The following is a 24,953-nucleotide window of genomic DNA, read 5'->3' on the forward strand; positions in this document are numbered from 1 at the left end:
TCGAAAGACAAAACCAGCGACAAGCCGCGGGTAGCGTGGTAATCGCCGGGTAACTGCCTACGTCGATGAAACACTTCCTGAAGCTCCTTGCGATCAGCCTCCTGCTGGCCCCGTTTACTTCCTCTCGTGGGGAGAATGAACTTAACAAAACCCCCGAGCTGGTTGCAGTCACCGCTGCGGACAATGCGCGCGTGGCTGCCTTCAAAAAGCCAACGGCAGAAAAGCTCGGCGAAATCTTCTCCGACGAGTTGCACTACGCACACTCGACCGGGGCGGTGGATACCAAAGCCTCGTTCATCCCGGTATTGACCTCCGGCAAGACGCGCTACCTCGGCATCGACTACGAGAAGCGCGAGTTCACCTTCCCTGCGCCCGGCATTGCGCTGATGACCGGCCGTGCCCGTATCCAGGCTGAGACTGCGGAGTCACGCATGGACAGCGTGCTGAGCTTCCTCGCCGTCTGGCGGCTGGAGAATGGCCAGTGGAGATTCCTGGCGTGGCAGTCTTGAAAACTGCCGCCTCCAGCCAAGCCCTGAGCGGCACGGCACCCACGCAGCGGGCCGCCCGTCGTTTAGGTGGAAAGGGGAGGGGACATGTCTTTTTGTGCCCTCTTGCCGTACGAATGAGCGGCGGGTCAGGGCAGGCTTGCCATACAGGGTGTTGCCGCTGTTTCCTCGTATTTCCGGGCTTCGCACGGCGGCCGGGATGGTGAATTTGCCTGATGGGGGCTTGTGAAATCCTTCACAAACCCCGTTGCCTCGCGTGACAAACTCGCTACACTCGCCGCCTCTTTTTCCGCGCACTGTATTATTTGGCCATCTTTCGCGTTTAGCCTCCTCCTCACTCCCACACATGTCTGACTTCCTCCTCAAACAGGGCATTTACATCTCCATTATCCTGAGTGCCGTAGGCTTGGGCTACGCACTCTTGCTGATCAAGCAAATCATGGCCTCTTCCGCAGGGAATGACGCCATGAAGCGGGTGGCTGCGGCCATTCAAGAGGGGGCGAAGGCCTATCTCCGCCGCCAGGTGACCAGCGTGAGCATCATTGCGGTCATCATCACCATCCTGCTCTTCATCTGGAAGAAGGAGGCTCCGGTTCCGGTCGGTTTCATCATTGGCGCCGTGTGCTCCATGATTGCCGGGTTCATTGGGATGCGTGTGGCAGTGGTGGCCAATGTGCGCACCACTCAGGCAGCAACCGTGGGTCATATTCAGGCGTTGCGTGTGGCTTTCAATGGCGGTGCGGTGACCGGTCTGCTCGTCGTGGGTCTGGCCCTGCTTTCCGTGGCCTTGTTCTACATTGTCATGTCGGCGGGTGGTCATCAGGCACACGCGATTGACTCCCTGGTGGGTCTCGCACTGGGCGCCTCTCTTGTTTCCGTGTTCGCCCGTCTCGGCGGTGGTATCTACACCAAGGCGGCGGACGTGGGTGCCGACCTCGTGGGCAAGAACGAAAACGCCCTCGACGAAGACGATCCCCGCAACCCAGCGACCATCGCTGACAACGTGGGCGACAACGTGGGTGACTGCGCCGGCATGGCAGCGGACGTGTTCGAGACGTATGCCGTGACCCTCATCGGCGCGCTGCTCATTGCCTCTCTTTCGAAGTTCGGCGACGCCACGCAGGCGGCCCTCATGTATCCGTTCCTGATTGGTGGCATCAGCATCGTGGGTGCGGTCCTCGGGATTCTCTGGGTGAACATCCGCAAGGGTGGCGCCACCGCGCTGCTCCTGCAGGGCGTGGGCATCTCCGCCCTCGTAACGGCGGCTCTGGCCTATCCGGTGACGCAGGCTTTGTTTGGCCAGGCCAAGGGGCTGCCTTTCACGGCGAATGCGCTCTATGGCACGGCCCTCATCGGCCTCGTGCTCACCTGGCTGGTGGTGCTCATCACGAACTACTACACGTCCACCGAGTACGGTCCCGTGCGGAAAATTGCCAAGGCCTCCGAGACTGGCCACGCCACGAACATCATCGCGGGCATCTCCATTGGTAACTACGCCACGGCGCTTCCCGTGTTCCTCATCTGCGCCTCCATCGCTGGCGGTTACATTCTCGCAGGCCTGTACGGCATCGCCATCGCCGTGATGAGCATGCTCTCCATGGCCGGCATCATCGTGTCGCTCGACGCCTTCGGCCCTATCACCGACAACGCGGGTGGCATCGCCGTGATGAGCGAACTGCCGAAGGACGTGCGCAAGATTACAGACGACCTCGATGCGGTGGGCAACACCATGAAGGCCGTGACCAAGGGTTACGCCATCGCCTCCGCCGGTGTGGCGGCGCTGGTGCTCTTCGGTTCCTTCTACCTCGAACTTGAGAAACACCTCGGGCACGTCGTTGAGTTCTCGCTCAAGGACCCCAGCGTGATTATCGGTCTCTTCATCGGTGGCCTGCTGCCCTTCCTTTTCACCGCCATGAGCATGAATGCCGTGGGTAATGCCGCTGGCGCTGTGGTGAAGGAAGTACGCCGCCAGATCGCCGCCAAGCCAGGCATCCTCACTGGCAAGGACACCCCTGAGTACGCCACCTGCGTGGACATCGTGACCAAGGCTGCGCTTCGTGAAATGATTCTGCCGGCCCTGCTGCCCATCATTGGCGTGCTTGGCGTGGGATGGGGCGTGCAGCTCCTGAAGTCCAGCCATTTCCTTGGCCACACCGCTCTGGGTGGCATGCTCATGGGCACGATTGTGACCGGCCTCTTCCTCGGCCTCAGCATGACCAGCGCCGGTGGCGCCTGGGACAATGCCAAAAAGTACATCGAAGAAGGCAACCACGGCGGCAAGGGCAGCGACGCCCACAAGGCAGCCGTAACCGGCGACACCGTGGGCGACCCCTACAAGGACACCAGCGGCCCGGCCATCAACCCGATGATCAAGGTCGTGAACATCGTGGCCATCCTCGTGATTCCGCTGCTGTTCTAGGACAGCGCGCGAGTAAACACCTCGAATGATTCAAAAAGCCCGCCCGTCAAACGGCGGGCTTTTTCCTTTTGGTCGACTATTTCATCTTCTGCCCGCTGAAGCGAGTTATACTCCAAGACATCCATGGCCGTAAGTGTCGACACCATTGCATTTGCTGTGTTCCTCGTGGGATTTGTCCTGGGGCTGATACACATGTTGGCCTTTTGTGGGATTTTCCTCAACCGCTTGGTGAACGGCGAAACAATGCCTGTTAACCTGAAAGAGATTCGCCAGATTGAGCCGCCATGGCTGCGTCGGCTCCAGCGCATCGGGCTGGCGTTCATGGGAATTGGCACCATGTTCATTCTTGGGTGCGCTCTATGGAGTTTCTATGGACCCAATCGCGTGTGACACACTCCTGGCATGACACGACGCCTCGATCACATCGACCTGCGAGTGCGCCATCTGGAAGAGGTGCGTGCCTTCTACGAAACCCTCCTGCCAGCACTTGGCTTCGTCCATGATGCGAAAATCGAAGGCTGGATTCAGTACGATGCGATGGGGGAGGACGGGGACTTGCGCGACTTCTTTGGGGTTACTGAGTCCCCAGCACACATTGCGAATGAGAACCGCATCGCCTTCTGGGCAGACACGGATGCCGAGGTGGATCGGCTCGCTGGGATCGTGGTGAATGCCGGAGCAAAGAACGTGGAAGGCCCGGGCTTCGAGGCGCCGGGCTACTACGCCGTGTTCTTTGAAGACGCTTCAGGAAACCGTTTCGAAATCTGCCACCGGACAAACTAACCCCGGGAGTCCTCAGCATGCGCCTTCCAGAAGGTCGGCTGCGGCGGTGCCGGAATGGCTGCGCGGGCCGCTTCATCGAGCGCCCTGCGGCGCAATAGCTCCAGTTTCAGGCTTTCCTCACCCTTCCGCATGGCCCAGCGGTGATTGGCGGAGAAGACGGGTTTGCAGAGCCACGAGAGCGAGCGCAGGATCGGTTTGTCCGCACGGATGCGCCAGTCGAAGAGGATTTCCACCTCGTTGTCATCCTTCTGGGCGAACTGCCACTCGCCGGTCCCGGTGAGATCGCCTGCGGCCGCGAGGCTGAAGCTGTCTGGCCGGTTCACTTCCGTGATGGTGGAGCGCCAGCGAAGCGTGTAGGGCAGCCATCCCTTCGTAAAAAAGTCCATGGACGCACCGACACCATCCGGTCCGCCCTGATTTACAACGTTCGTCTCCAGATACACCGAAGGCCACCAGCGGGGGAGTGATGTACCATCGTATAAGACATCATACACTTCGGGACAGGTGCCCGGGACCGTCCAGTGGGTCAGGAAAGAATATTCGGTGGCTGGCATGACTTGCAGAATGCGAGCCGGAACGGTTCCGCTAGTTCCAACTCATGGTCTCAAGGATCTTCCCGCGCCACAAAGCGTACGCGCCCTCCGTGAGATGCAAGCCATCATTCGTGAACTCTTTGTTCAATCTTCCCTCACTATCCGCCATGAGGGTATGAAGGTCGATATAGGTGCACTTGTACTCAGCCGCGAGCCGCTTGAGCCGGGCATTGAATTCCCGCACGGGCGCGTTCTGCTTGTCGTACGCGTCCCGCGTCGGCAGGACGGATTGCACATGAACGCGAAGTTCGGGAGAGTGTTCGCGAAGCCGCTGGAGCAGAGTGCGATAGCCTGCCTCCATGGAGTCGACTGTCTTCCCGGAATTCAGGTCGTTGATGCCAATGAGGATGAAAACATCCGTGGCGCCACATTCGAAGACGGAGTTGTCGAGCCGCTGCAGCACGCCTCGAGGATCGTCCGGAGGCATGTTGTTCCCGATGACGTCCGCGCCGATACCGCGGTTCAGCACGCGGCGTCCGGGGAAGTGTTTGGTGACATCGAACCCCTCCGTGATGCTGTCACCCAGCAGGACCACATTCTGAAAGACGAGGTTCTGTTCCTTGAAGGCGCGCACCCGGTTCTGCCAGTGCATCTTGAAAATGGCACCCCAGTCTGGCGGCGGAGCCTTCGCCTTTTCGTCGGCAGGTTGTTTCTCCTCCTTCTTTTCCTCCGCGGAGATGGCCCCCACGGAAGCCGTCAACAGGACACCTGCGAGGAAGATGCGACGGATCAGATGGTATATCATAAAATATCAGGAGGGAACTCGGGAACCCTCATCGGCGCCCTCTCGCTGCCCAGCAGTCTCGTCCGTGGACGAAGCGGGCTTGGGTGTGCCCTTCGGTGAGGTCACCTGGCGGAAACGTTCTTCGTAGTTTGCATGGTTCGTGCCCATGAGCCGGTCCCAGAAGTTGAAGTAGAGTCCGTAGTTCCCACGCATGGACTCGTGATGCATCACGTGGTTGGTGGGCGTGTTCATCAGGTACTTCAGCGGGGTATTCATCAGCCAGCGCGGATGCACTTCATAGCCGCTGTGGCCCACGATGTTGTAGGCGATCTGCCAGAGCATGAAGATGCCGAAGGCATAGAGGTGCATGGGCATGACCGTGACCACGATGGGAAAGATGGCGGCCTGCACGGCAGCCTCCAACGGGGAGAACGCATACGCCGCCCAGGGCGTGGGATTGTGCGAGAGATGGTGCACCCGGTGGAAGACCTTGAAGAGCTTCCGATGGTGCATGAGCCGGTGCGTCCAGTAGAACCAGGCATCGTGAATGAAGATGGCAATCACAATGCTGAGCACGAACCAGAGCATGCTGTGGTCCGAGATCTTTCGGTAGATCTGCGTGTAGCCGTGCCGGGAGGCGATGATGGTCAGCGCCCCCACCATGGCAAAGACCACCATGGACATGGCGGAGTATCCGATTTCCCGCCAGACCTCGCGGCCTTTGGGGAACTTTGCGATGATCTTCCTGGCAAACCACTTCCGCTTGAAGATCACGTAGCACAGCAACCAGGCGATGCCTGCGAGCAGTGCGTAGCGAACCGTCAGCTCAATCGTACTTCCCGCAGTGAGCTCGAAGAAGTTCCATTTCTTGAAGGGTTTGGCGGCGAGCAACAGCGTCATTTGGGGGAATGAGGGCAGAGGTTTCGGATCCCGGCTTTTACCCACGTGCGCCAGCCGCACGAAAGGTTCACTTCACGAAAGACGACGCGGAGCGCCCGCAGGTTTCCATTATTTTCCGAGCAAGAGCAGGACACCGGCCACCAGGGCTACGATGGCCGTGATGAGTTGCATCTGCAGAAAGCCCACGCCCAGTCCAGCTAATCCCTGAAGGATGAGAAAGACGGCGAGGAGGAGTGTTCCGATGTTCTTCGTGAATTTCATAGTTCAATCGGTGGATGTTGCGGTTGCTGATGAAAGGGCGGCACCGAGGATCTGTGTTCCGCCATTTGTGGCGTGATTGTACAAAACCGGCCTGTGCCTGTCATTCTCTTTGGGAAAGGCATCCGTGAAATGCCAGTCCCCTGCGAAGTCGGAGCCTCTATTTCAGACCCATGCTTGCCTCGCGGTGTGGTCTACCCATCCGCAAATGCAAACGCAGGCGATTTCGAAGGAGAAAACGATGTGAATGCGGTTCTAGAAGACAGCCCTGTAGCCTTTTACGCGGATCCTGTGGTCAGGACACGGCTGATGGAGTTTCTGGGTGAAGACATCGCCGGGCAGACTTCCGCGGTGTATCTGACCAGCTCGGATGGTGTGCAGCTCGATTCCCGGATGTTCCGCCTGCCATCGGAGCTCGACTGGTTCCTCGAAAACAATCTGGACATTGCCCGCTCGCTTGCGGATTCGGCAGCCATCCTCATGCATCTGGATGTGGAGTATGTGAGCTTTGAGCATCCGGCAGAGGCGTATGAGGATCCTGAGCGCGCCTTTGGTCTGCAGGAGCCGGTGGTGCGCTCCATTGAGGCGCAGCTGCTCCGCTGGGGCATCAAGCCGCTGCATCTCATCACCGGGCAGGGGCACCACTTTGTGTGGAAAATTGATCGCGAATCCGAACTCGCGAAGAAGATTGAAGCCCTGTCTCCCACGCCGGAACTTACCGAGCGCTGCATGGCCCGCGTGCCGGCCTTCCTGCAGGGCCGCATCACGCCGCAGATGCAGGAGATCTTCAGCGGGGTGGGGCTCATCATGGAGTACGTGGCCCATTGTGTGAAGGAGGAGGCGGGCGCGGCATGCAGCATTCCGATTGAGCTCACGGCTGTGCATGTGGATCATCGTGGCTCGCGCAGGCGTGAGATCATCTCCATCGACATCTCCGAGTACGGCGATCCGCTGCACACCCGCATGGTGCGACTGCCCTTTACGAACTACCGCAAGCCGAAGCTGATGGAACTCACCGGTCTGCTACCTTCTGGAGAGCCAGCCCAGACATTGCGTGCCATCCCGCTTCATGAAATGGATGTGCAGATGGCACTAAAGGTCCGTCGCAATGAGGCGGAAGTGCGTGATCTCGCGCGGCGTGCCTGTGTGCGCATCCCCGACCAGACTCTGGGTTCCACGAAGCTCTTCAACGAATACATGGCCTCGCGGCTGAGGCACTTCCACGAGTACTACTATTCCACCCGGCATGATCCCGTGGAGCGCTGGCCGGAAACGTATGACCACACGCCAATGGAGTCACTCCCACCGTGTGTGCGGCACATTGTGCAAAATCCCAACGACCTGCTGCTGAAACCTGCTGGCATGCAACTGGTGGCCCGCACCTTCCTGGCACAGGGCTGGCATCCCCGGCATATCGCAGGCTATATCCGCTCCCGCTTTGAAAAGCCGGAGTTCGGATGGGGCGTGAACTGGAACGACTACGACACGGCCACCCGTGCCGACTTCTACGTGAGAAACTTCATCGGCCAGTATGAGACCCGGCTGGACCGTCTGGAGGACTACAACTGCGCTTCCACCCAGGAGAAGGGCTTCTGCTGCGCACCGGATGATCCCGGCTGCTGCCTGCTCCTGCATTACGAAGCACTCATCGAACGCCAACACCGCTGACCGATGAATCCGTTGCTCATAGGCTTGTCCACCGGCTGCTTCTACCGCCGGAACATCATGACCATTCTGGAGGATGTGAAGGCGAGCGGATTTCATGACATCGAAATCTGCTCCTTTCCCATGCACCTCAACTACCACGCTGAGGATGACGTGCGCCGGGCGGGGGACCGCATTCGCGAACTCGGGCTGAACGCCTATTCCTTCCACGCGCCCTTCGCGAACCACATCGATATCACCTCGCTCGATGAAGGCGTGCGTGAGAATGCGGTACGCGAGCTGGAGATAGCCTGCAAGGCCGCAGCATGGATGGGCGCGGACCATATCGTGCTGCATCCCGGCCCCGAGCGCGAGGGGCGCCCACCTCAGGAGGAATTCCTGGCTCACATGGAGCACGCGGGAAGATCGCTCAACCGTGTAGCGACCGTCTGCGGGGAACTCGGCGTGAAGCTGATGCTCGAGAACATGCTGCCGCATCTGCTTTTCGGACACATCAGCGACCTGATGTATCTCCTCGGTGAAATCAAGACACCCGGCGTGGGTATCTGCCTGGACACCGGTCATGCCAATCTCGCGGGTGAACTTGGTCGTGTGATTCCCACCTTTTCAGGTCACTTGAAGATGCTGCATGTGAATGACAACAAGCGGAACTACGACTCCCACTTGCCACCCGGCGAGGGCGTGATCGACTGGAAGTGGGTGACGGACGAGCTGCGGTACAACCACTTCGAAGGTGGGCTTATTCTGGAACTCGCGGGAAATGAGCATGAATCCACCTCCACGATTCTAGAGCGGGCGGTGCGGGCGAAGGAGTATCTGCGTGGAGTGGGGGCGTGAGGGGTGAATGGATGTGGCAACCTGCATGGGCTTCAACGCAGAGACACAGAGACGCAGAGGAACTTCGGAGACTGAAACTGAGACCATGTGGCCGTCATTCGTCATTGCCTTCGGGCTGCGGAGACCAAACTTCCAGTCCGATTCACCTTAGTCTCCGAAGTTCCTCTGCGTCTCTGCGTTGAACACCAGGACTCTCTCCACTCGCATCCTTAGACCGCGGGTCTCCTCAGTACAGCACTAAGACTTCCGAGCACGCTTCTTCTTCTGCCTCCCCGCATGCAGCCTTTTATCCAGCAGCACCACCACCGCTGCTTCCTCGGCTTTGAGATTCCTCAATCCTGAGTCGACAGCCGGATCCAGCTTCTGCTTGATGGTCTCAATCGTGGTACCTTCCAGATAGCAGTCGAGAATGGTGGGGTGCACATAGCACTTGCGGCATACCGCAGGCGTGTTGCCAAGCATGCTGGCCACAGCCTCGATGGCAGTAACGATATTCTTCTTCGCCTGCGTCACGGAAGTGAAGGACTCAAACTCGCGCAGCGCAATCGCCGCAAGCACCGTCCCAGCCCAAGTGCGGAAGTCTTTTGCCGTGAAGTCGCTTCCAGAAATCTCGCGGATGTACGCATTCACTTCGGAGGAGCCCACATCATGCACACCGCCCTCCCTCTCGTAAGCAAACAACTCCTGTCCGGGCAGATCCTGGCAGTGCCGCACGATGCGAGCGAGCGTTGGGTCCTTCACGTCAATGTTGTGCTTCTTGCCGCTCTTACCGCGGAATGTGAATTGAATCGTGCTGCCGTTCACCTTTGCATGATGATTGCGAATGGTAGTCAGGCCATAGGAGTGGTTTTGCTTTGCATACTCATCATTGCCGATGCGGATCAGCGTAGCTTCCAGCAGGCGCACAACCGTCGCCAGCACCTTGTTCCTTTCCATGCCACGTGCCTTGAGGTCGCGTTTTACACGGCGCCGAATCCTCGGCAGTGCCCGGGCAAAGGCGAGGATGTGATGGAATTTGGTTTCATCCCGCGCCTGCCGCCAGCGGGGATGGTAGCGGTACTGCTTGCGACCGCGCGCATCACGTCCCGTGGCTTGAAGATGGCCGTTAGCGCGGGGACAGATCCACACATCTGTCCATGCGGGAGGGATGACGAGACTCTTGATGCGATCCAGCGTGTCCGCGTCACGCACACGTTTGCCCTTCGCATCCACGTACTGCAGCGCGCGCCCCTTCTTCACACGCCGAATGCCGGGCTGGTCATCGCTGGTGAAACGAAGCCCCGCTTCCTCCAGCTCTGCCGCAGGTGGTGGTGGTGCCGAATGCAGCGGCAGTTCTGGCGCCTGCTTATCCATTCACAATTTCTCCGCCGTTGGGGTGCAGTACCTGGCCGGTCATGTACGAGGAGTCGTCACTCGCCAGGAACACATAACACGGAGCCACCTCGTTCGGTTCTCCCGCGCGTCCCATCGGCACATCCGAGCCGAAGGTCGAGACATGGTCCGCCGGGAAGGTGGAAGGGATGAGCGGCGTCCAGATGGGACCCGGCGCCACCGCATTCACGCGAATACCGCGCTTCACCAATGCATGAGCCAGGGAACGGGTGAAGCCCACGATGGCACCCTTTGTGGAGGCATAGTCCACCAGTGAGGCGCTCCCGCGATATGCCGTGACGGAGGTGGTGTTGATGATCGCTCCTCCCTTTTGCATGTGCGGCAGCACCGCTTTCACGAGGTGGAACATGGAGAATACGTTCGTGCGGAACGTGCGCTCGATCTGTTCCGTGGAGATGTACTCGAATGTCTCCTGCGGATGCTGCTCCGCGGCGTTGTTCACCAGGATGTCGATGCGGCCATACTCCTTTGCCACAGCTTCCACTGCTCGTTGGCAGGCCTTTTCATCACCCACATCCGCGGCGTGGGTGATGCAACGATGGCCGTGCTTCTTCACCAACATGGCGGTTTCGGAGGCATCCTCGTCTTCATCCAGATGGATGATGCACACGTCGGCGCCTTCCTCCGCAAAGGCCAGTGCCACCGCACGACCGATGCCGCTGTCTCCTCCGGTGATGATGGCCACGCGATCCTTGAGTTTTGGTTCGCGTGCGCGGTGCCGTGGCTCGGCCTGCGGAGCGGGGTCCATGACGGATTCCAGCCCGGGTTGCCGTGTCTGGATTTGTGGCGGTCGGACCGGCTTTTCCTCTTGCTGCATCTGGGCCATGATCGTCAGGGAAGGGGGTGAGTAGGCATCAGGGCCTGCGACTTACAGAGCCCATGACTTCGTCGTCTGTGTCCTGTTATCGGGACAGCACGCAGGCGTGGCTGGGTGCAGTGCGACCACCTGAAGTTCCGCATCCCTCTGCGAAATGGCACCGCGTGCAGTCGACACCCATCGCGCAGCCGATTCACGAAGTAACCTCGTTAACGCCATGCAAACCTACTCCAATCGAAGGCAGTTTCTCGGCCAGACGTTCGGTCTGGCGGGTGGGACGATTGCAGTTCTCCAGGCGCAGGCCGCCGATGAACCACGCCCCTCGCAGCCCAAGAGCGCTGCACGCCAAGTTTCGCCAGGCAAGACCAGCAGCGGAGGCGCCGTGCCACTGGCTCCGCCGGACAAGCAGCCACCCAATCTCGAAGTGCCTGATGCTCCCGAGCGAAAGCTGGGCTGGGCCATCGTGGGACTAGGCCAGCTTGCCCTGGAGGAAATCATGCCGGCCTTCGGAGGCTGCAAACTCTCGCAGCCCACCGCTCTGGTCAGCGGCCATCCGGACAAAGCACGCTGTGTGGCTCGCGCGTACAACATTCCGGAAGACGCCATCTACAACTACGAGAACTACGACAAGCTCGCGGAGGACAAGCGCGTGGACGTCATCTACATCGTGCTGCCCAACAGCATGCACGCGGAGTTCACGATCCGGGGGCTCAAGGCTGGCAAGCATGTGCTTTGTGAAAAGCCCATGGCAGGGACGGTGCAGGAAGCGGAGGAGATGATTGCCGCCGCAAATGCCACGGGCAAGAAACTCGGCGTAGCTTACCGCCTGCACTACGAACCTTTGAATCGGAAGGTGATGTACCTTTGCCAGGAGCAGAAGTTCGGCAAGGTGAAGACGTTCGTGTCCTCCAACTGCCAGGATGTGAAAGCACCCAACATCCGCTTGAGCGGCACGCTCAAGGGCGGACCACTCGGAGATGTCGGCGTGTACTCCATCAATGCCGCGCGCTATGTGATTGGTGAAGAACCGGCTGAGGTGAGCGCCTACATGCACGAACCCACCGATGACGATCGATTCCATGAAGTGCCGGAGAGCGTCACCTTCCAGATGCGTTATCCCTCAGGTGCACTGGCACATTGCGATTGTTCCTTTGGCACTGCGGAAAGCCGGTTCTACACCGTCCATTGCGCGAAAGGCACCATCGGCATGGATCCAGCGTTCAGCTATCGCGGTCTCAAGTTGTGGGTGCAGGATGGCGATCCCAAAGGTGGCGATGCAGAAAAAGCTGATCTCCTCATTCCCCAAGTGAACCACTTCACCGCGGAGATGGACGGCTTCTCTGAAGCGCTGCTGCATGAGAAAGCCATCCTCACGCCGGGCTCCATGGGCCTGGCAGACATGCGCATCATTGCTGCAATTGAAGAAGCCGCAAAGACGGGCCAATCGGTGCCGGTGAATTCCGTATAACAAGCATACGCGGGCCATTGAAAAGCTGGATAAAAAATGGTCGCAGGACGACCTGACGCCACAATCCGTGGTCATGCTTTATCCATGGAATAATTAGCGCTCGATCAGCCTTGTTTCTTCAAAGAAAGTGAAGGCATATCCGTAGTGCGCGATGATGAATGCTGAAGGTTCCCCCAGTACTCCAAACGAAACTGCAAGCACCAAGCCTGCTGTCACAATCCAAAGCCTGACTCCCACCAGTACGGGAATGATCCCTGAGTATCCTCAGGCATCGCTTTCCGCACCGGTGATTCCTGCCCCGCAGCAGCATGAGGCGCCAATTCCAGTGGCAGTTGAGAAGACTCCGTTCCACGCAGGCCCTTCAGTATCGCCCCCCCAGAAGCGCGGTCTCTTTTCGACCTATTGGCAAAAAATAGGCGCAGGCTCCTTCCTATTGAGCCTGGCCATCCACGCGGGATTGCTGTTGATCGCAACGGTGATTGTCACCACGGTCGTTACCGCGGAGAAGGCGGTAGACTTCCTCCCAGGCGGCGGAAGCAAGTCCGGTCAGGATGCCTCCCAGGCACTGGCGAGCAAGGTGCAGACAAAGAAACGCAACGCGCTCAGCAAGAGCACGCCCATGCAGAAGATCGTTTCTGCCAACAGCACCGCTGCGATCAGTCTGCCTGACATGCCCGCGGATGCCATTGATGTGCCAACTCTCAGCAGCACCATGGGAGGCGGCTCCATGGGCAGCGGTGGCTTTGGCTCCTCCGGTTCAGGCGGTGGATTCGGCACCGGGCAGGGGATTGGTGGGATGAACGGTGTGACCTTCAAGCCCATCGTCATGTTCGGCAAGGATCTGAAGGCGCGCAAAATCGCGGTAATCCTTGATGTATCAGGATCCATGACACCCCACCTCACCAAGGTGGTGAAGGAACTGGACCGTGTGGCAGCCGGCAGCCGCGTGATGCTCTACGTTGGCTGCGGGGTGGCCACGCCCAAGGATGGCATGCGCCTGGACAAGGACGCCATCAAGACCGCCAGTAAGAGCAAGGATGAGAGCAAGAACTTCGAGATTTTCTGGAGGAGAAGTCATGCCCCCCAGGTTCCTGCCGGAGCTCCTCCGCCTGACCCACAGGAGATCTTGAAGGGACCCATCCAGGCGGAGGACGTTTTCAGCCTCATGCACACGCGCTCTGAGACCTACTTCTTCAAGAGCCAGGGCATCCAGTACTCCTGGATCGCCTTAGTCGCCCGCGAACTGGCCGAGGCTGATGCCCTCTACTGGTTCTCTGATTTCCAGGACCAGGTGGATGACAAGCAGATCGAGACCGTCCTGAAGACCCTCAAGCGCCGCAAACAGCGCCTCTTCATGCACGCCTCCGTGAAGGGTAATTCCTTTGAAAAGGTGCGTGATGAACTGGTGATTCCCTCGGGTGGTGAGGTGATCGAATCCGAGCCGGAGAAGAAGCCAGCGCCTGCGAAATGATGGAATAGGACGCGCGGACTTCTCTGGTCACGAAAAAGGGGCAACGATGGTTGCCCCTTTTTCTTGGATGAGTGGAAATGGAAGCAGCGCCCTACTGCACCTTCAGCAACTCCACCTCGAAACGCAGCGTTTGGTTCGGACCGATGTCCGGGGGAGCGCCGCGGGTGCCGTAGGCAAGGTGGGAGGGAATCACGAATTCGTACTTCGCGCCTTCCTGCATGAGTTGCAGACCCTCGGTCCAGCCGGGGATGACCTGATTGAGGGGGAACGACGTGGGCTCCATCCGCTTGTAGGAGCTGTCGAATTCCACGCCATTCAGCAGCGTGCCGCGGTAGTGCACCGTCACCGTGTCTGTCGCGGCAGGGCGGCGGCCGGTGCCTGCACGAAGTTCCTTGTATTGGAGCCCGGTGGCGGTGGTCGTATAGCCTGCAGTAGTGCTGCCTGCTGAGAGAGGGCCACTGGTAGCTGGAGGAGCCGAGGGCTTCGGATCGGGAGCGTCCGTTTCAGGCGAGGTGCAGGAGGACACCAGCGCGGCGGTGGCCGCAGTGGCGACGAGAGCGCAGAGGCGTTTCATGGGGTGGGTATGAGATGCGGAAAAAAAGAAGCTGCGGAGTTTGGCTCCGCAGCTTTCTAGCAGATCGTCCTCAGAGGTCGATCCTTATCTTGGAAGGATTAATACACTTTCAGCAGTTCCACCTCGAAGATGAGGGCCTCGTTCGGACCAATGTCACGACCGGCGCCACGGCTGCCGTAGGCGAGCTTAGAGGGGATGTAGAATTCGTACTTCGCGCCTTCCTGCATGAGCTGGACGCCTTCCGTCCAGCCTTTGATCACTTGATTGAGGGGAAACTCGATGGGCTCGCGACGGGCGTAGGAGCTGTCGAACTCGACGCCGCTGATGAGCGTACCGCGGTAGTGCACCAGCACGGTGTCCGTGGCTTTCGGGGACTTGCCAGTGCCGGGGGTGATCACCTTGTACTGCAGACCGCTGGCTGTGGTGGTCACGCCTTCTTTTTTGCCGTTGTCAGCGAGGAATTTTTCACCTTTGGCGAGTGCGATGTCGGACATGGATGGAGGAACGTTGGATGTTGTTTGGTTTGGAAAAAATGCAGGGCCGAAGGGTAGCGAGGGGGCGGGATTCGGCAAGGACAACGGGCACCTCCTCGTGAAATCACGCGGCAGAGAGGTGCGGTTCAGGCCCGCGGCTTCAGGTCATGCTCCAGTTCGCGGCGGTCCACCGGATTGCGCGCTTTGATCTTGTGGTCGCGCTTGGCACGGCGCTCGATGGTCATCTGGCGCTTCTTGCGCTGGGCCCGCAGCTTGGCGATCTCGCTGTCGAGCTTCATGTAAGCTTCATAACGGCCGGCATCCAGCGTGCCGGCCTCCACTGCGGCGCGGATGGCGCAGCCAGTGTCCTTGCCATGCTTGCAGTCGAGGAATTTGCACTGGGCAGCGAGGTCATCCACGTCCACGAAGCGATCACGCAGAGTGGTCTCATCCGTCCACATCTGGATTTCCTTGATGCCCGGATTGTCCACCAGGATGCCACCCTTGCGCAGCACCATGAGCTCACGTGCAGTCGTGGTGTGCCGGCCCTTGCCGGTGAGTTCATTCACTTCACCGGTCCACTGGTACTCATCGCCGAAGATGGCATTCACCAGGGCAGACTTGCCCACACCGCTGGATCCAATGAGAGCGATGGTCTGCCCTTTCTTGAAGTAGTCTCTCAGCGGGCGGAACTTCTTCACGTTGGTGACGTGCACATCCACCTCGGAGGAAAGTTCGCGAATCGCCTCAGCCGCCTCTTCGTTCTCCTGCTTCGAGTAAAGGTCCGACTTGTTTACCAGCACCACCGGCTTCGCCCCGCTGCGGGCGATCACGGCGAAGTAGCGCTCCATGCGGCGCAGGTTGAAATCAGGCCCCGCATCCGTGACCACCACCACGGTGGACACATTGGCCACGATGACCTGCTCCTCGGCGCTGTTTCCAGGTGCCTTGCGAGAGAGACAGGTCTGCCGGGAAAGCCGCGCACGGATCACGGTGTCTTCTCCCTCACCGCCGACATCTAGCGCGACCCAGTCGCCCACCGCTGGTAGAGCGGCATCGGACTCGGCGTCGTGATACACCTTGCCACTCATGACCACTTCCACGTCGTCGAAGCCCTTCGCTCCGTCCTCCATGAGAGCGCCGTAGGTGATCTTGTTGTCGCGAATCAGGCGCGCGGGCACCCACCCATTCTTATAGAATGGGGCAAACTCCTTCTCAAAGGTGTCGTTCCAGCCAAGGTCAGCGAGGGTCATCAAGAATAAACGAGGGCGGATAAACTACGGCAAGAGGGGCGAATTCCAACCGGGAAGTGCAAGGTCTAGGGTTGGGTCAAAAGCACGCGTAACCCCTTGGAGATCGCTTCTCATCGTAGACCGGGATGGCTCACCCCCTCCTGCGGTTCGAAAATAATCATGCGGAAGACAAGTATCTTTGGGCGAGCACCATACTCAAGGAGCTCCGGCGCCGAGGGAAGCCGCCTCGCTGGTGACCTTGGGCTCACCAGCGATCGGCAGGGAAGCTGCCGGTTCGCTGGACGATGAGTTGTTCCTCTGAAAGGCCACTGTGGCGGCGAGGAGTCCCAGCTCCACAAACAACTTGGTGACCGCGAGCTTCACCAACATCAGGGCATCGACCCCGGGCAAAAGGCGGGCCCAATCGTCCGGATTCACCAGGAACCCAATAGCCAGGTAAGCCACCATGCCGAGGCAGGCCATGAGAAGCGCCCGTCGCCCCATTTGCTGACGCCATGCTGCCTTGGAGTGCACGCCGAGAATCCGCCCGGCGACCACATGTCCAGCAAACACCGCCGCACGTCCCAGCACCATCGCGAGCCCCAAGCTGCCTCCACCGATGATCACACACAGGAACACCAGGAAATCTCCCAGCAGCGAAAGCAACTGCACCGACAGGTGCCGCACAAAGACGTAATAGATGCGGATGGAATCCAACAGGGGATTGAAGTGCGAGTCGCGGTTGTTCTCGATGTAGACCGTGGCAATCGGCACCTGCGTGATGGTCATGCGGTCGCGAGCCGCCATCACCAGCATCTGCATTTCGAAATCATAGCCATTGATTCGCACGTGCAGCAGCGAGGCCATCAGCGAGCGTGGGATGGCACGCAGACCAGTCTGCGTGTCCGTCAACGAGGGGCCCATCAGGCCGCAGTACACCGTGCGGGTGAGGGTGTTTCCGAACCGGCTGCGCAGCGGCACGTCCCCAGAAAACCCACGGGAACCCAGCACCAATTCATCCGGCGTCTCCATGGCGCGCGCTCCAACCCTGAGAATGTCCACCGGCAAGTGCTGTCCATCGGCGTCGGCCGTGACCAGGACGCTGTTGGACGTGTCCGTGCAGAGGAAGTGATTCATCCCCGTGCGCAGTGCCGCACCCTTGCCCAGATTGGCCGAGTGGGTCAGCAGGATGACTTTCGCATCTTGCACGACGGACTCAAAAATCGCGTCGCACTCGCTCGGGCTCCCATCGTTCACCAGAATGATGCGATTCACCCGATCATCCGCAGAGAGGGCGGCGACGACTGAAAGCAGCTGTCCCGAGGGCTTGAGCGCCGGGATAAGAACGGTGATGGGCATTACCGACTGCTTGTAGCAAATGGCCGGAATGCAACAAGGCTATTTTACTTTCTCTCAGTGACCGTTGCCGTTTCGCCCGTCACTGCGCACGTACCACAAGCAGTTGTACCGCAGGGCGTGACGGTCGTGGAGCTGGAAGAACTCCGAGAGGGAAATCTCGCCACATTCGCGCTTCTCCCCGCCAAACTGGTACTCCGTGGCGAACGCCACGCGGTGCTGGGGAGAGGCCTCCAACAGGCGCTGCATCAGATCCATGACGTCATCCCGGGTTTCGGAGCGGAAAAGCAGGGCATCATCACAGGGCCAGTCCATCACCGTGCCGGCGTAGCAGGCACTCTTCGCCCCTTCGAGTTCCTTGTTGGCGAGGTTCACCATGACCCCATGCATGTTGTCGAAGACCGGCTGGAACAAGCCGCGACGACTGACCAGGTCGGAGGCAGCACGACAGGCAAAGCTGGGATAGCGCGGCAGTGGTGGCGCTTCAGGACAGTCGATGGAGATGAGTTCGATCGCAGGCACGTGTGTGGTCGCGGGGATTTGGCGACACGACGCGTGTGGCGATCACTTTATTAGTCATTCGGGATGCTGTTTTTTTAGTGACCGATTATTAGCTTTTAGGCGAATCGCGCTCTTCGTACTCTTGTGTTTTTGGCTGCGACTTTTGTGACATTTTTCGAGCTTTCACATAGTCATCTGGAGAAAAATTTTCGAGCGGGAATTCTTCCCAGCCTTTGGCATCGAAGTGCCACCACTCGCTGGGGAAAATCTCAAATCCGTGCTTCACCATCACCTGCTGGAGCAGGGCGCGGTTCTTCAGAGCTTCGGGGGACACGAGCTTGAAATCTGCCGCAGCCTTCGGAGAGAAATCATCGTAGCCGGTCGGCATGGGAAGCTCCGTTCCCGTCTTCAGATCGATGAGCGTGAGATCCACCGCGGCGCCCCGGTTGTGCCGTGAACCCTTGGCAGGATCTGCCACATAATTGGGATCGGGAAGCGTCTTCCAGAATTCATACTGCACCGAGCGGGGGCGGTAGCCGTCCCAAATCTTGAGCCCAAGTCCCTGACCTCCCAGTTCCTTTTGCACGGCAGCGAGTCGATCCACCACCGAGCGACGCAGCAGACAGGTGTTCGATGCATAAAATCTCTTTTTGAAAAAATTCTGTTCGGTGGCGTACGGCAGTGAAATCACGATGCCCGGAATGACAGAACTGACCTCCACGAACTCGTGGCCCGGTTTGAAGGACGAAGGGGAGGGAGGTGGCGCGGGCTGGGAGTCATCCGCCGTGACGCGGTGTGTCAGCGGTAGCGCTGACAGCAGAACCAAGTGCACAATGACCAATGGGAGCCGCCTTGGGAGGGAAGTCATGGGCAGACCTTAGCACATTTCGTGAGAATCCTGTGTCCAAGGAACCCTCAGAGGTACCTACATGTCTTTGCCGCTTGAAAGTGGCACCCCGCACCGTTAGCCTTTGATTCCTCATGTCGAAATTTCTCCGCATTCTCCTCTGGTTTGGCATCTCTGCGCTTGGCGCGGGATCGGTGGCGTACTCTGCCCTGCATCAGGGTGAGACCATCAATGCCCTCTGGCTGGTGGTCGCGGGTCTGTGCACCTTCGCCGTGGCGTACCGCTTCTACTCGAAGTGGCTGGTGACCAAGGTACTGGTCCTGGATGCGCAGCGCGCCACGCCTGCCTATACCAAGAAGGACGGCAAGGACTATGTGCCCACGAACAAGTGGGTCGTCTTCGGTCACCATTTCGCTGCCATCGCCGGTCCCGGACCGCTCGTGGGTCCAGTGCTCGCCGCCCAGTTCGGCTACCTCCCCGGCATGCTCTGGCTTCTCATCGGTGCCACCTTGGGCGGCGGGGTGCATGACGCGATTGTGATGTTTGCCTCCATCCGCCGCGGCGGGAAGTCACTCGGCCAGATGTTGAAGGAGGAAATCAATCCCGTGGTGGGCATCGTGGCCATGATCTCCGTGCTCGGCATCATGACCATCCTGCTGGCTGTGCTGGGCCTGGTGGTGGTGAAGGCGCTGGCAGAGAGCTCCTGGAGCCTCTTCACGATAGCCATGACCATCCCGCTCGCGCTGATCATGGGCATGGCGCACACCATGTTCAAAGCAAGCGTGCGGAGCGTCACCATCTTCGGCATCGTCGGACTGCTCGTCAGCGTGTGGGCCGGCAGCAAACTGCCCGAATGGGGCATCGCCCACTATTTCGACCATCCTGGTGAATGGCACGCCTGGTCCATCATGATTTACGGCTTCGCCGCGTCGGTGCTTCCGGTGTGGCTATTGCTCGCTCCGCGAGATTACCTGAGCACCTTCATGAAAATCGGCACGGTGGCCGTGCTCGCCATCGCTATCATCTTCGTGGCGCCCCAGTTGCACATGCCGAAGCTGACCAAGTTCGTTGACGGAACCGGCCTCGTGTTCGCAGGCACTGTCTTCCCCTTCGTCTTCATTACCATTGCGTGTGGCGCTATCTCAGGATTCCACGCGCTGATTTCCTCTGGTACCACACCCAAGCTGCTGGACCGTGAAGACAACATCCGCAGCATCGCCTACGGCGCGATGATTACCGAGATGCTCGTGGCTCTCATGGCTCTGATCGCCGCTTGCGCACTGATGCCCGGTGAGTATTTCGCCATCAACGCCGGCATGAACAAGACACTTCCTCCTGACAAGGTGGTGGAAACCATCACGGCAGCAGGCTTTCCCGTGACGGTGGACGGCATGAACACGCTCGCCAAGGAGATTGGCGAGAAGACCATGTTCGGCCGTGCAGGTGGCGCGCCAACCTTTGCCGTGGGCATGGCGCACATGTTCGCGCGCGCCTTCGGCGACGGGCTGATGGCCTTCTGGTACCACTTCGCCATCATGTTCGAGGCGCTCTTCATCCTGACGACCATCGATGCAGGCACACGAGTGGGGCGTTTCATTCTCCAGGACTTCATGGGCGGCATCTGGAAACCGCTGGGCAACACACGAAGCTGGCCGGCGAACGTCTTCGCCTCCGGGCTGCTCGTGGCCGCGTGGGGCTATTTCTTGTATATGGGCGTGGTGGATCCACTCGGCGGTATCAATACCCTCTGGCCCATCTTCGGCATCGCCAATCAGCTCCTTGCCGTAATCGGCCTTTGCCTTGGTACCACGGTGCTCATCAAGATGGGCAAGGCGCGCTTCATGGCCGTGACCGTGCTGCCGCTTCTGTTCCTCATGTCCGCGACCTTCTCCGCAGGCTATATCAAGATCTTCGACAAGGATCCCAAGATGGGCTTCATCGCGGGGGCGAAGGACGCAGCGGCAAATATTGCCAAGGGAGGCACCGAGACGCAGATGAAAGTGTGGGCTGCGCAAGAGTTCAATTTCCAGGTGAACGTCTTCGTCACCGGCTTCTTCCTTCTGGCCGTCGCCGTCATCTTCTTCGGCTGCCTCTTCGAGTGGGTGCGCCTGCTGAGCGGCAAGAAGAAGGTGGTGCTGAAGGAAGATCCTTATGTGGCGCTGCCGGACTTGGAGCGGGTGTAGTATTTCGGTTCGTCTGAAGCTCACTACTGAAGGTCACTTGTGCCGAAGGCCTTGGACTGCGGCAGCCTGCTGCCGCTTTCTAGAGTCCACAGCCTGCTGTGGCGATGGCAGCACTCGTTTGTAACGTGATGTGCCCGAGAGAAGAACTTGGCGACTTCGTCGCGGTGTAACGTGCAGCAGGCTGCACTGAGGGAAAGCGGCAGCAGGGCTGCACGCAGTCCAAGGCCTTCGGCACCTGAACCAAAAAAACGCGCGTCCCGCCACCAAAGGCAAGAACGCGCGTTCGAAGTCAGGTAAAAGAGTCTCGTGAAAGTCCTGACGCCTACTTCTTCTCTGCTGTAGGTTTCGTGTCCTTGCCCTCGGGCTTCGGAGCCTTCGCATCCGCCTTCGGCTGCGGCTTCGGCTTGTTGCCACCAGGTGTCTTTGTGGCTCCTTCGGCGGGCTTCAGGGTGCTCTTCGGTGTGGGCTCGTTCTTGCCGGTGTATTCGTTCCACGCTTTCTGAATCACGTCTGCGGAAGGCAGTTCGCCTTCGCCAATCAGGAAACGCACCTTCAGTGTGAGCACTTCATCCTTCTTCACCGCAGTGTCGAAGAACGCACCGAAGCGACCGTAATCACGATAGGCCGAGATACGCGCCTTCTTCGGGTTGTCCGGGTGATTGAGGTACACCACATTGTAAGTCTTGCCGCCCACAGAATAGCTTTCGCCGAACCAGGGGTAATCGAGATCCTTGTGCGCGTTCGCGTTTTCGACCGGGTAGATGTACATCGTCTTCGTGCGATCCACTTCCTGCGCGGGACGATAGTGCAGGCCGGCATGCTCGGGGTCACCACTGAGAATGGTGTCACCCACGAGGGCCTTCACCTTGTGGGTCACGTCCACCACGTTGTAGAAGGGTGCAGTCGCGGGAGGAAAGGAGAAGGTGCGCTCATCCTGGAGAATGGGCGGGGCACCGGCTTCTCCGTCCCACTTCACGAGGGAAGTGATGGAAAGCGTGTCGCCATCGGCTTTCTCTTCGAGGAACTTCTCATGCACCTGGTCGCCGCCCTTCATGTGCCAGCGGTCGTAGGTCTTGCCATCCACGGTGATTTTGTTCCAGCCAAGATAGATGCCACGATGATGGGTGAAGTCTCCACCCGCGCCCTTGGTGATGGGGCCACTGCCCGCCGCGTCGAAGATGTGCAGGTAGGGCTTGTAGGTTTCATGTGCTTTCTCGGGCGTGGACTTGTCGTGCGCCGTCATGTAGCGGGCGATGGTCTTGCCATCACGTACCACATCGAGATGCTGGCCAGCGGTTTCCTTCAGTGCAGAGTCAGCCGCAGGTGCGGTCGCAGCGAAGGCGAGGAAGAGGAGATAGGAAAGGTGCTTCAGTTTCATGAGGACAAGGGGGGAACGTTTGCGAAGAAGGAAGAGACGGGAAGGGGAGAAGAGCACGGTTTATTTCTTGGGCAAGTGCTGCTCAATCGCAGCAGCCACCGCATGGCCCTGCATCACGCGGGCATCTGTCTTCCAATGGAACTGGTCCCCGGAAGCCAGGGAAAGCTTTGGAGACATCAGTGAATACAGATCATTGATGGGCACCTTGCTGGCCTTCATCACATTTGCCGCCATGCGGTTGTGCTCGAGGATGGTCGCATTGATCACCGGATCCAACTCCTCTGGTTTGCCCTTCACGGTCACGGGTGTGGTGCTGGCCCAGATGAGCTTTGCCTGAGGTGCGCCCGCACGGAGGTTGTCCACCATCTTCTGGGTCAGTGGCTCGAACTTGCCCTCCGGGATGCGCCCCTTCTGCCAGCCGTGCAGACCAAGGTTGAAGTGAATCACATCATACTTGTGCGTCGCAAGGATTTCCGAGATGGCCTTGGGTAGTTCACCCGAAGCCTGGGATACAGGCGTCACCCACGCATCCACATTCGCCTTCCCGTCCAGATCCTTGCGCAAGGTCTCCAGATAGCCTCCAAGGATGGAGTCACCGATGCACAGGACGCGGGGCAGAGAGGCATCCTTCACCTCTGCCTCGCGTACCCCCCAGCCACCTTTGCCCGGAGGCAGGCGCTTGTCCGACTCCTTCGCGTTTTGCACCTGGGCAGACGCTGAAGTTGCGAGGAAGAGGAGCGGCAGGATGGCACAGAAAAATCTCATGAGGGAAGTAGCGCAGGCGGATTGCAGGAGGCTTTGTTCAACGTATTCCGCCGCCCCTTCATTGCGGCCGGATGGGAATTTATATATGCGCCTTGCGCAACGTAGCTCGCGAGTCCCTTCGCGAGTCATCAGGAGCCAGCCAACCGGAAAAGCCTCGCGAAGGGACTCGCGAGCTACGTTAAGATGCGTGCGTTCGCTATCCCTCGGCACGAACGTTTTGTCCTTGCCGCCCTTGCGTTAGCCCACTCTCATGCGAGACACGCTTTCGTCCATTTTTCCACCATGCCCGGTCACAACACTTCCATTCCCCGCCGCACCTTCCTTGTTCAACTGGCAGCCGGCTGCTCGGCAGCAGGGGCGATGGGACAGACTCTCCAGAGCAAGGATGCTCCGGCGCTCCCGGCGGTGAATGCGCTCTCACCGCTCAAGAAAAAGCTCGGGGAGGGGAAGTCAGCCACGCTGCTCATCATTTCCGACAGCACCGGCTACAAGGATGTCTCCGGCACGCGGCGTTTCATCCGCTGGCTGGCCACCCAGTTTCCGTCCCATCGTGTCACGGAATCCTATTGGGCGGAGTGGGAGACGAAGGCGCCGACGGGTCCGCGCAATTATGGTGTGCCCATCGTCATCGCGGAGGGCACGTCCAAAGCCACGTTCACCATTCTCAATGCCGTGCTGCCTGGCTCCGTAGCTCAAGCCATGATTGATGGCTCCCGGTGGGCGAATGTGATTGCGCCGCTGAACAAGGAGGCGCCGGATCTCATCCTCTGGAATCACGGTCACAATCATCAAGCGGCCTTATCACCCAAAGACTATCCGTACGGACGCGGCGGTTTCCTTGCACCACTGGGCCGCGTGGGCATGGAATTTCCCAAGACTCCGCAGGCCGCCATCATTCAAAACCCCTGGCGGGACAATGATGGCTATGACCGGGTGCGTGATTGGTGGCTTTCCACGGCAGAGGCCATGCCCGCCCTGACGCTCATTGATGGCCACACTCCCTTCATCGAGCAAAAGAAAAGCGCCGACCTGTACCAGGACAATGTGCATCCCAGCGAGCGTGGCTATGCCTTGATCTACCAACGGCTCGTCGCGGCGTGGGAATCCACCACGCCGCAAGCGGAGGTATCCACGGTCTGCTGGTCAAATCAAGCTGCGGAACCTCTGGTAGCCAATGGCGACCTTGCTGACTGGACAGGCGAGCTGCCCAAGAACTGGAGACTCATCAATGGTGCTTCCGCACGCAAAGATACGGAGCACACGTTCCGCAATGCGCCCTATGCGTTGGCGCTCACTGGCACCAAACAGAATGATGGTCTGCAAATCAGCATCACCGGCGCGGCCCTGGCCAAGGTGAAGGGAAAGACCGTCAGCTTTGCCGTTCTCTGTTACGTCCCAAGTGAGGCTGAGCAAGATATCCAGGTGAAGTTCACCACGAACTCCAGCGACCGCGTCACTGGCTCTGCCCAGTTTGCGCGTGACAATTGGAAATGGATCGTCATGGCGGGATGCCCCGTCCCAGCCGATGCCAGCCTGGCCTTTGTGGGCATCTTCCGCTCCTTCGCAAAACCACCCACCACCGACGTGCCATTCTACATCCAGAAGGTGGTCATCGTGGAAGGCGACGCTCCCAGAGGTGGGATGTAGAGCGACCCTAGACCGGAGATAGCCGTCTATCGGTCTGCTCCACACTTGCACTTGGGTAGCAACACAAACAGGCAGACAGAGCACTAGCAACCCAAAATTTTTCAGAAACAGCGAGGTCTAATACAACAAACAAGCTCACAGCTTTAATGCGGACCGAATGTCCG

Annotated in this window: 23 protein-coding genes and 1 pseudogene; 9 read left to right on the plus strand and 15 right to left on the minus strand. The window is 59.2% G+C overall.

The genetic code is table 11. The annotated features are described in order from the left end of the window. The first annotated feature begins 65 nt into the window (after positions 1 to 65). Together G5S37_RS14715 and G5S37_RS14720 are read left to right on the plus strand one after the other, a co-directional pair. On the plus strand, positions 66 to 509 hold the full coding sequence (locus G5S37_RS14715; protein WP_165205192.1) for a nuclear transport factor 2 family protein: 444 nt from the start codon (positions 66 to 68) through the stop codon (positions 507 to 509). A 343-nt stretch (positions 510 to 852) separates the two neighbouring features. Beyond that, positions 853 to 2,925, plus strand: coding sequence for a sodium-translocating pyrophosphatase (locus G5S37_RS14720; protein WP_165205194.1), 2,073 nt, complete (start codon positions 853 to 855; stop codon positions 2,923 to 2,925). Here the strand turns inward: G5S37_RS14720 and G5S37_RS14725 are convergent. Next, entirely contained in the window at positions 2,922 to 3,248 is a 327-nt protein-coding gene (locus tag G5S37_RS14725) for a hypothetical protein (protein ID WP_165205196.1), read from the minus strand. The two genes, G5S37_RS14720 and G5S37_RS14725, sit on opposite strands and share 4 nt — an antisense overlap. Before the next feature lie 79 nt (positions 3,249 to 3,327). Between G5S37_RS14725 and G5S37_RS14730 the strand changes: the two genes are divergently transcribed. Further along, complete coding sequence (locus tag G5S37_RS14730) at positions 3,328 to 3,708, plus strand: VOC family protein (protein WP_165205198.1); 381 nt, start codon at positions 3,328 to 3,330, stop codon at positions 3,706 to 3,708. On the opposite strand, the gene G5S37_RS14735 is transcribed toward G5S37_RS14730, so the two are convergent. From G5S37_RS14735 to G5S37_RS14750, 4 genes are all read right to left on the minus strand, one after another. Continuing rightward, positions 3,705 to 4,262 (minus strand): SRPBCC family protein, encoded by a 558-nt coding sequence (locus G5S37_RS14735; RefSeq protein ID WP_165205200.1) that lies wholly within the window; start codon positions 4,260 to 4,262, stop codon positions 3,705 to 3,707. The two genes, G5S37_RS14730 and G5S37_RS14735, sit on opposite strands and share 4 nt — an antisense overlap. A 31-nt stretch (positions 4,263 to 4,293) precedes the next feature. Beyond that, entirely contained in the window at positions 4,294 to 5,046 is a 753-nt protein-coding gene (locus tag G5S37_RS14740; protein WP_165205202.1) for a GDSL-type esterase/lipase family protein, read from the minus strand. Between the two features lie 6 nt (positions 5,047 to 5,052). After that, positions 5,053 to 5,925 carry a sterol desaturase family protein gene (locus G5S37_RS14745; RefSeq protein WP_165205204.1) on the minus strand — a complete coding sequence of 291 codons (873 nt, stop codon included), beginning with the start codon at positions 5,923 to 5,925 and terminating at the stop codon, positions 5,053 to 5,055. Positions 5,926 to 6,033: 108 nt separating this feature from the next. After that, positions 6,034 to 6,186, minus strand: coding sequence for a hypothetical protein (locus G5S37_RS14750; protein WP_165205206.1), 153 nt, complete (start codon positions 6,184 to 6,186; stop codon positions 6,034 to 6,036). Positions 6,187 to 6,426: 240 nt separating this feature from the next. Here G5S37_RS14750 and G5S37_RS14755 point away from each other — a divergent pair, with 240 nt between their 5' ends. Both G5S37_RS14755 and G5S37_RS14760 read left to right on the plus strand, forming a co-directional pair. Continuing rightward, positions 6,427 to 7,851, plus strand: coding sequence for a hypothetical protein (locus G5S37_RS14755; protein ID WP_165205208.1), 1,425 nt, complete (start codon positions 6,427 to 6,429; stop codon positions 7,849 to 7,851). 3 nt (positions 7,852 to 7,854) lie between these two features. Then, the gene (locus G5S37_RS14760) at positions 7,855 to 8,685 is read left to right on the plus strand and encodes a sugar phosphate isomerase/epimerase family protein (RefSeq protein WP_165205210.1); all 831 of its coding nucleotides are present in this window, start codon (positions 7,855 to 7,857) and stop codon (positions 8,683 to 8,685) included. Between the two features lie 237 nt (positions 8,686 to 8,922). On the opposite strand, the gene G5S37_RS14765 is transcribed toward G5S37_RS14760, so the two are convergent. Both G5S37_RS14765 and G5S37_RS14770 read right to left on the minus strand, forming a co-directional pair. Then, positions 8,923 to 10,038: a DNA topoisomerase IB gene (locus tag G5S37_RS14765; RefSeq protein WP_165205212.1), complete on the minus strand. Its 1,116-nt coding sequence runs from the start codon at positions 10,036 to 10,038 to the stop codon at positions 8,923 to 8,925. Then, positions 10,031 to 10,903 (minus strand): SDR family oxidoreductase, encoded by an 873-nt coding sequence (locus tag G5S37_RS14770; protein WP_165205214.1) that lies wholly within the window; start codon positions 10,901 to 10,903, stop codon positions 10,031 to 10,033. Before G5S37_RS14770 ends, G5S37_RS14765 begins: the two co-directional genes overlap by 8 nt. A gap of 208 nt (positions 10,904 to 11,111) precedes the next feature. On the opposite strand from G5S37_RS14770, the gene G5S37_RS14775 reads away from it, so the two are divergent. Together G5S37_RS14775 and G5S37_RS14780 are read left to right on the plus strand one after the other, a co-directional pair. Further along, positions 11,112 to 12,362, plus strand: a complete 1,251-nt coding sequence (locus G5S37_RS14775) for a Gfo/Idh/MocA family oxidoreductase (protein WP_165205216.1) — start codon at positions 11,112 to 11,114, stop codon at positions 12,360 to 12,362. Positions 12,363 to 12,819: 457 nt separating this feature from the next. Beyond that, positions 12,820 to 13,833 carry a hypothetical protein gene (locus tag G5S37_RS14780; protein ID WP_206026459.1) on the plus strand — a complete coding sequence of 338 codons (1,014 nt, stop codon included), beginning with the start codon at positions 12,820 to 12,822 and terminating at the stop codon, positions 13,831 to 13,833. 91 nt (positions 13,834 to 13,924) lie between these two features. On the opposite strand, the gene G5S37_RS14785 is transcribed toward G5S37_RS14780, so the two are convergent. The 6 genes and pseudogenes from G5S37_RS14785 to G5S37_RS14810 form a co-directional block, all read right to left on the minus strand. Beyond that, the gene (locus tag G5S37_RS14785) at positions 13,925 to 14,407 is read right to left on the minus strand and encodes an FKBP-type peptidyl-prolyl cis-trans isomerase (RefSeq protein ID WP_165205220.1); all 483 of its coding nucleotides are present in this window, start codon (positions 14,405 to 14,407) and stop codon (positions 13,925 to 13,927) included. Positions 14,408 to 14,505: 98 nt separating this feature from the next. Further along, positions 14,506 to 14,880 (minus strand): annotated as a pseudogene (locus tag G5S37_RS14790) (FKBP-type peptidyl-prolyl cis-trans isomerase); the annotation flags it as partial. Positions 14,881 to 15,026: 146 nt separating this feature from the next. Further along, on the minus strand, positions 15,027 to 16,133 hold the full coding sequence (gene rsgA / locus G5S37_RS14795; protein WP_165205224.1) for a ribosome small subunit-dependent GTPase A: 1,107 nt from the start codon (positions 16,131 to 16,133) through the stop codon (positions 15,027 to 15,029). Between the two features lie 195 nt (positions 16,134 to 16,328). Then, positions 16,329 to 17,471 carry a glycosyltransferase family 2 protein gene (locus G5S37_RS14800; RefSeq protein ID WP_165205226.1) on the minus strand — a complete coding sequence of 381 codons (1,143 nt, stop codon included), beginning with the start codon at positions 17,469 to 17,471 and terminating at the stop codon, positions 16,329 to 16,331. Between the two features lie 54 nt (positions 17,472 to 17,525). Next, positions 17,526 to 17,990, minus strand: coding sequence for a hypothetical protein (locus G5S37_RS14805; protein ID WP_165205228.1), 465 nt, complete (start codon positions 17,988 to 17,990; stop codon positions 17,526 to 17,528). 88 nt (positions 17,991 to 18,078) lie between these two features. Beyond that, entirely contained in the window at positions 18,079 to 18,837 is a 759-nt protein-coding gene (locus tag G5S37_RS14810) for a M15 family metallopeptidase (RefSeq protein ID WP_165205230.1), read from the minus strand. A 113-nt stretch (positions 18,838 to 18,950) separates the two neighbouring features. Between G5S37_RS14810 and G5S37_RS14815 the strand changes: the two genes are divergently transcribed. Beyond that, positions 18,951 to 20,999 (plus strand): carbon starvation CstA family protein, encoded by a 2,049-nt coding sequence (locus tag G5S37_RS14815; protein WP_165205232.1) that lies wholly within the window; start codon positions 18,951 to 18,953, stop codon positions 20,997 to 20,999. Positions 21,000 to 21,321: 322 nt separating this feature from the next. On the opposite strand, the gene G5S37_RS14820 is transcribed toward G5S37_RS14815, so the two are convergent. Both G5S37_RS14820 and G5S37_RS14825 read right to left on the minus strand, forming a co-directional pair. Next, the gene (locus G5S37_RS14820) at positions 21,322 to 22,377 is read right to left on the minus strand and encodes a DUF6807 family protein (RefSeq protein WP_165205234.1); all 1,056 of its coding nucleotides are present in this window, start codon (positions 22,375 to 22,377) and stop codon (positions 21,322 to 21,324) included. A 60-nt stretch (positions 22,378 to 22,437) separates the two neighbouring features. Continuing rightward, on the minus strand, positions 22,438 to 23,142 hold the full coding sequence (locus tag G5S37_RS14825; protein WP_165205236.1) for an SGNH/GDSL hydrolase family protein: 705 nt from the start codon (positions 23,140 to 23,142) through the stop codon (positions 22,438 to 22,440). Between the two features lie 282 nt (positions 23,143 to 23,424). Between G5S37_RS14825 and G5S37_RS14830 the strand changes: the two genes are divergently transcribed. Beyond that, positions 23,425 to 24,789, plus strand: a complete 1,365-nt coding sequence (locus G5S37_RS14830; RefSeq protein ID WP_165205238.1) for an SGNH/GDSL hydrolase family protein — start codon at positions 23,425 to 23,427, stop codon at positions 24,787 to 24,789. The last annotated feature ends 164 nt before the right edge of the window (positions 24,790 to 24,953 follow it).

The sequence above is a fragment of the Roseimicrobium sp. ORNL1 genome (assembly GCF_011044495.1).
Taxonomy (GTDB): Bacteria; Verrucomicrobiota; Verrucomicrobiia; order Verrucomicrobiales; family Verrucomicrobiaceae; genus Roseimicrobium.

Bases quoted from the DNA above. Each gene is read 5' to 3' on its own strand.
- G5S37_RS14715 (WP_165205192.1), top strand. From the start codon at position 66: ATGAAACACTTCCTGAAGCTCCTTGCGATCAGCCTCCTGCTGGCCCCG.
- G5S37_RS14720 (WP_165205194.1), top strand. From the start codon at position 853: ATGTCTGACTTCCTCCTCAAACAGGGCATTTACATCTCCATTATCCTG.
- G5S37_RS14725 (WP_165205196.1), bottom strand. From the start codon at position 3,248: ATGAACGCCAGCCCGATGCGCTGGAGCCGACGCAGCCATGGCGGCTCA.
- G5S37_RS14730 (WP_165205198.1), top strand. From the start codon at position 3,328: ATGACACGACGCCTCGATCACATCGACCTGCGAGTGCGCCATCTGGAA.
- G5S37_RS14735 (WP_165205200.1), bottom strand. From the start codon at position 4,262: ATGCCAGCCACCGAATATTCTTTCCTGACCCACTGGACGGTCCCGGGC.
- G5S37_RS14740 (WP_165205202.1), bottom strand. From the start codon at position 5,046: ATGATATACCATCTGATCCGTCGCATCTTCCTCGCAGGTGTCCTGTTG.
- G5S37_RS14745 (WP_165205204.1), bottom strand. From the start codon at position 5,925: ATGACGCTGTTGCTCGCCGCCAAACCCTTCAAGAAATGGAACTTCTTC.
- G5S37_RS14750 (WP_165205206.1), bottom strand. From the start codon at position 6,186: ATGAAATTCACGAAGAACATCGGAACACTCCTCCTCGCCGTCTTTCTC.
- G5S37_RS14760 (WP_165205210.1), top strand. From the start codon at position 7,855: ATGAATCCGTTGCTCATAGGCTTGTCCACCGGCTGCTTCTACCGCCGG.
- G5S37_RS14765 (WP_165205212.1), bottom strand. From the start codon at position 10,038: ATGGATAAGCAGGCGCCAGAACTGCCGCTGCATTCGGCACCACCACCA.
- G5S37_RS14770 (WP_165205214.1), bottom strand. From the start codon at position 10,903: ATGGCCCAGATGCAGCAAGAGGAAAAGCCGGTCCGACCGCCACAAATC.
- G5S37_RS14775 (WP_165205216.1), top strand. From the start codon at position 11,112: ATGCAAACCTACTCCAATCGAAGGCAGTTTCTCGGCCAGACGTTCGGT.
- G5S37_RS14785 (WP_165205220.1), bottom strand. From the start codon at position 14,407: ATGAAACGCCTCTGCGCTCTCGTCGCCACTGCGGCCACCGCCGCGCTG.
- rsgA (WP_165205224.1), bottom strand. From the start codon at position 16,133: ATGACCCTCGCTGACCTTGGCTGGAACGACACCTTTGAGAAGGAGTTT.
- G5S37_RS14800 (WP_165205226.1), bottom strand. From the start codon at position 17,471: ATGCCCATCACCGTTCTTATCCCGGCGCTCAAGCCCTCGGGACAGCTG.
- G5S37_RS14810 (WP_165205230.1), bottom strand. From the start codon at position 18,837: ATGACTTCCCTCCCAAGGCGGCTCCCATTGGTCATTGTGCACTTGGTT.
- G5S37_RS14815 (WP_165205232.1), top strand. From the start codon at position 18,951: ATGTCGAAATTTCTCCGCATTCTCCTCTGGTTTGGCATCTCTGCGCTT.
- G5S37_RS14820 (WP_165205234.1), bottom strand. From the start codon at position 22,377: ATGAAACTGAAGCACCTTTCCTATCTCCTCTTCCTCGCCTTCGCTGCG.
- G5S37_RS14825 (WP_165205236.1), bottom strand. From the start codon at position 23,142: ATGAGATTTTTCTGTGCCATCCTGCCGCTCCTCTTCCTCGCAACTTCA.
- G5S37_RS14830 (WP_165205238.1), top strand. From the start codon at position 23,425: ATGCCCGGTCACAACACTTCCATTCCCCGCCGCACCTTCCTTGTTCAA.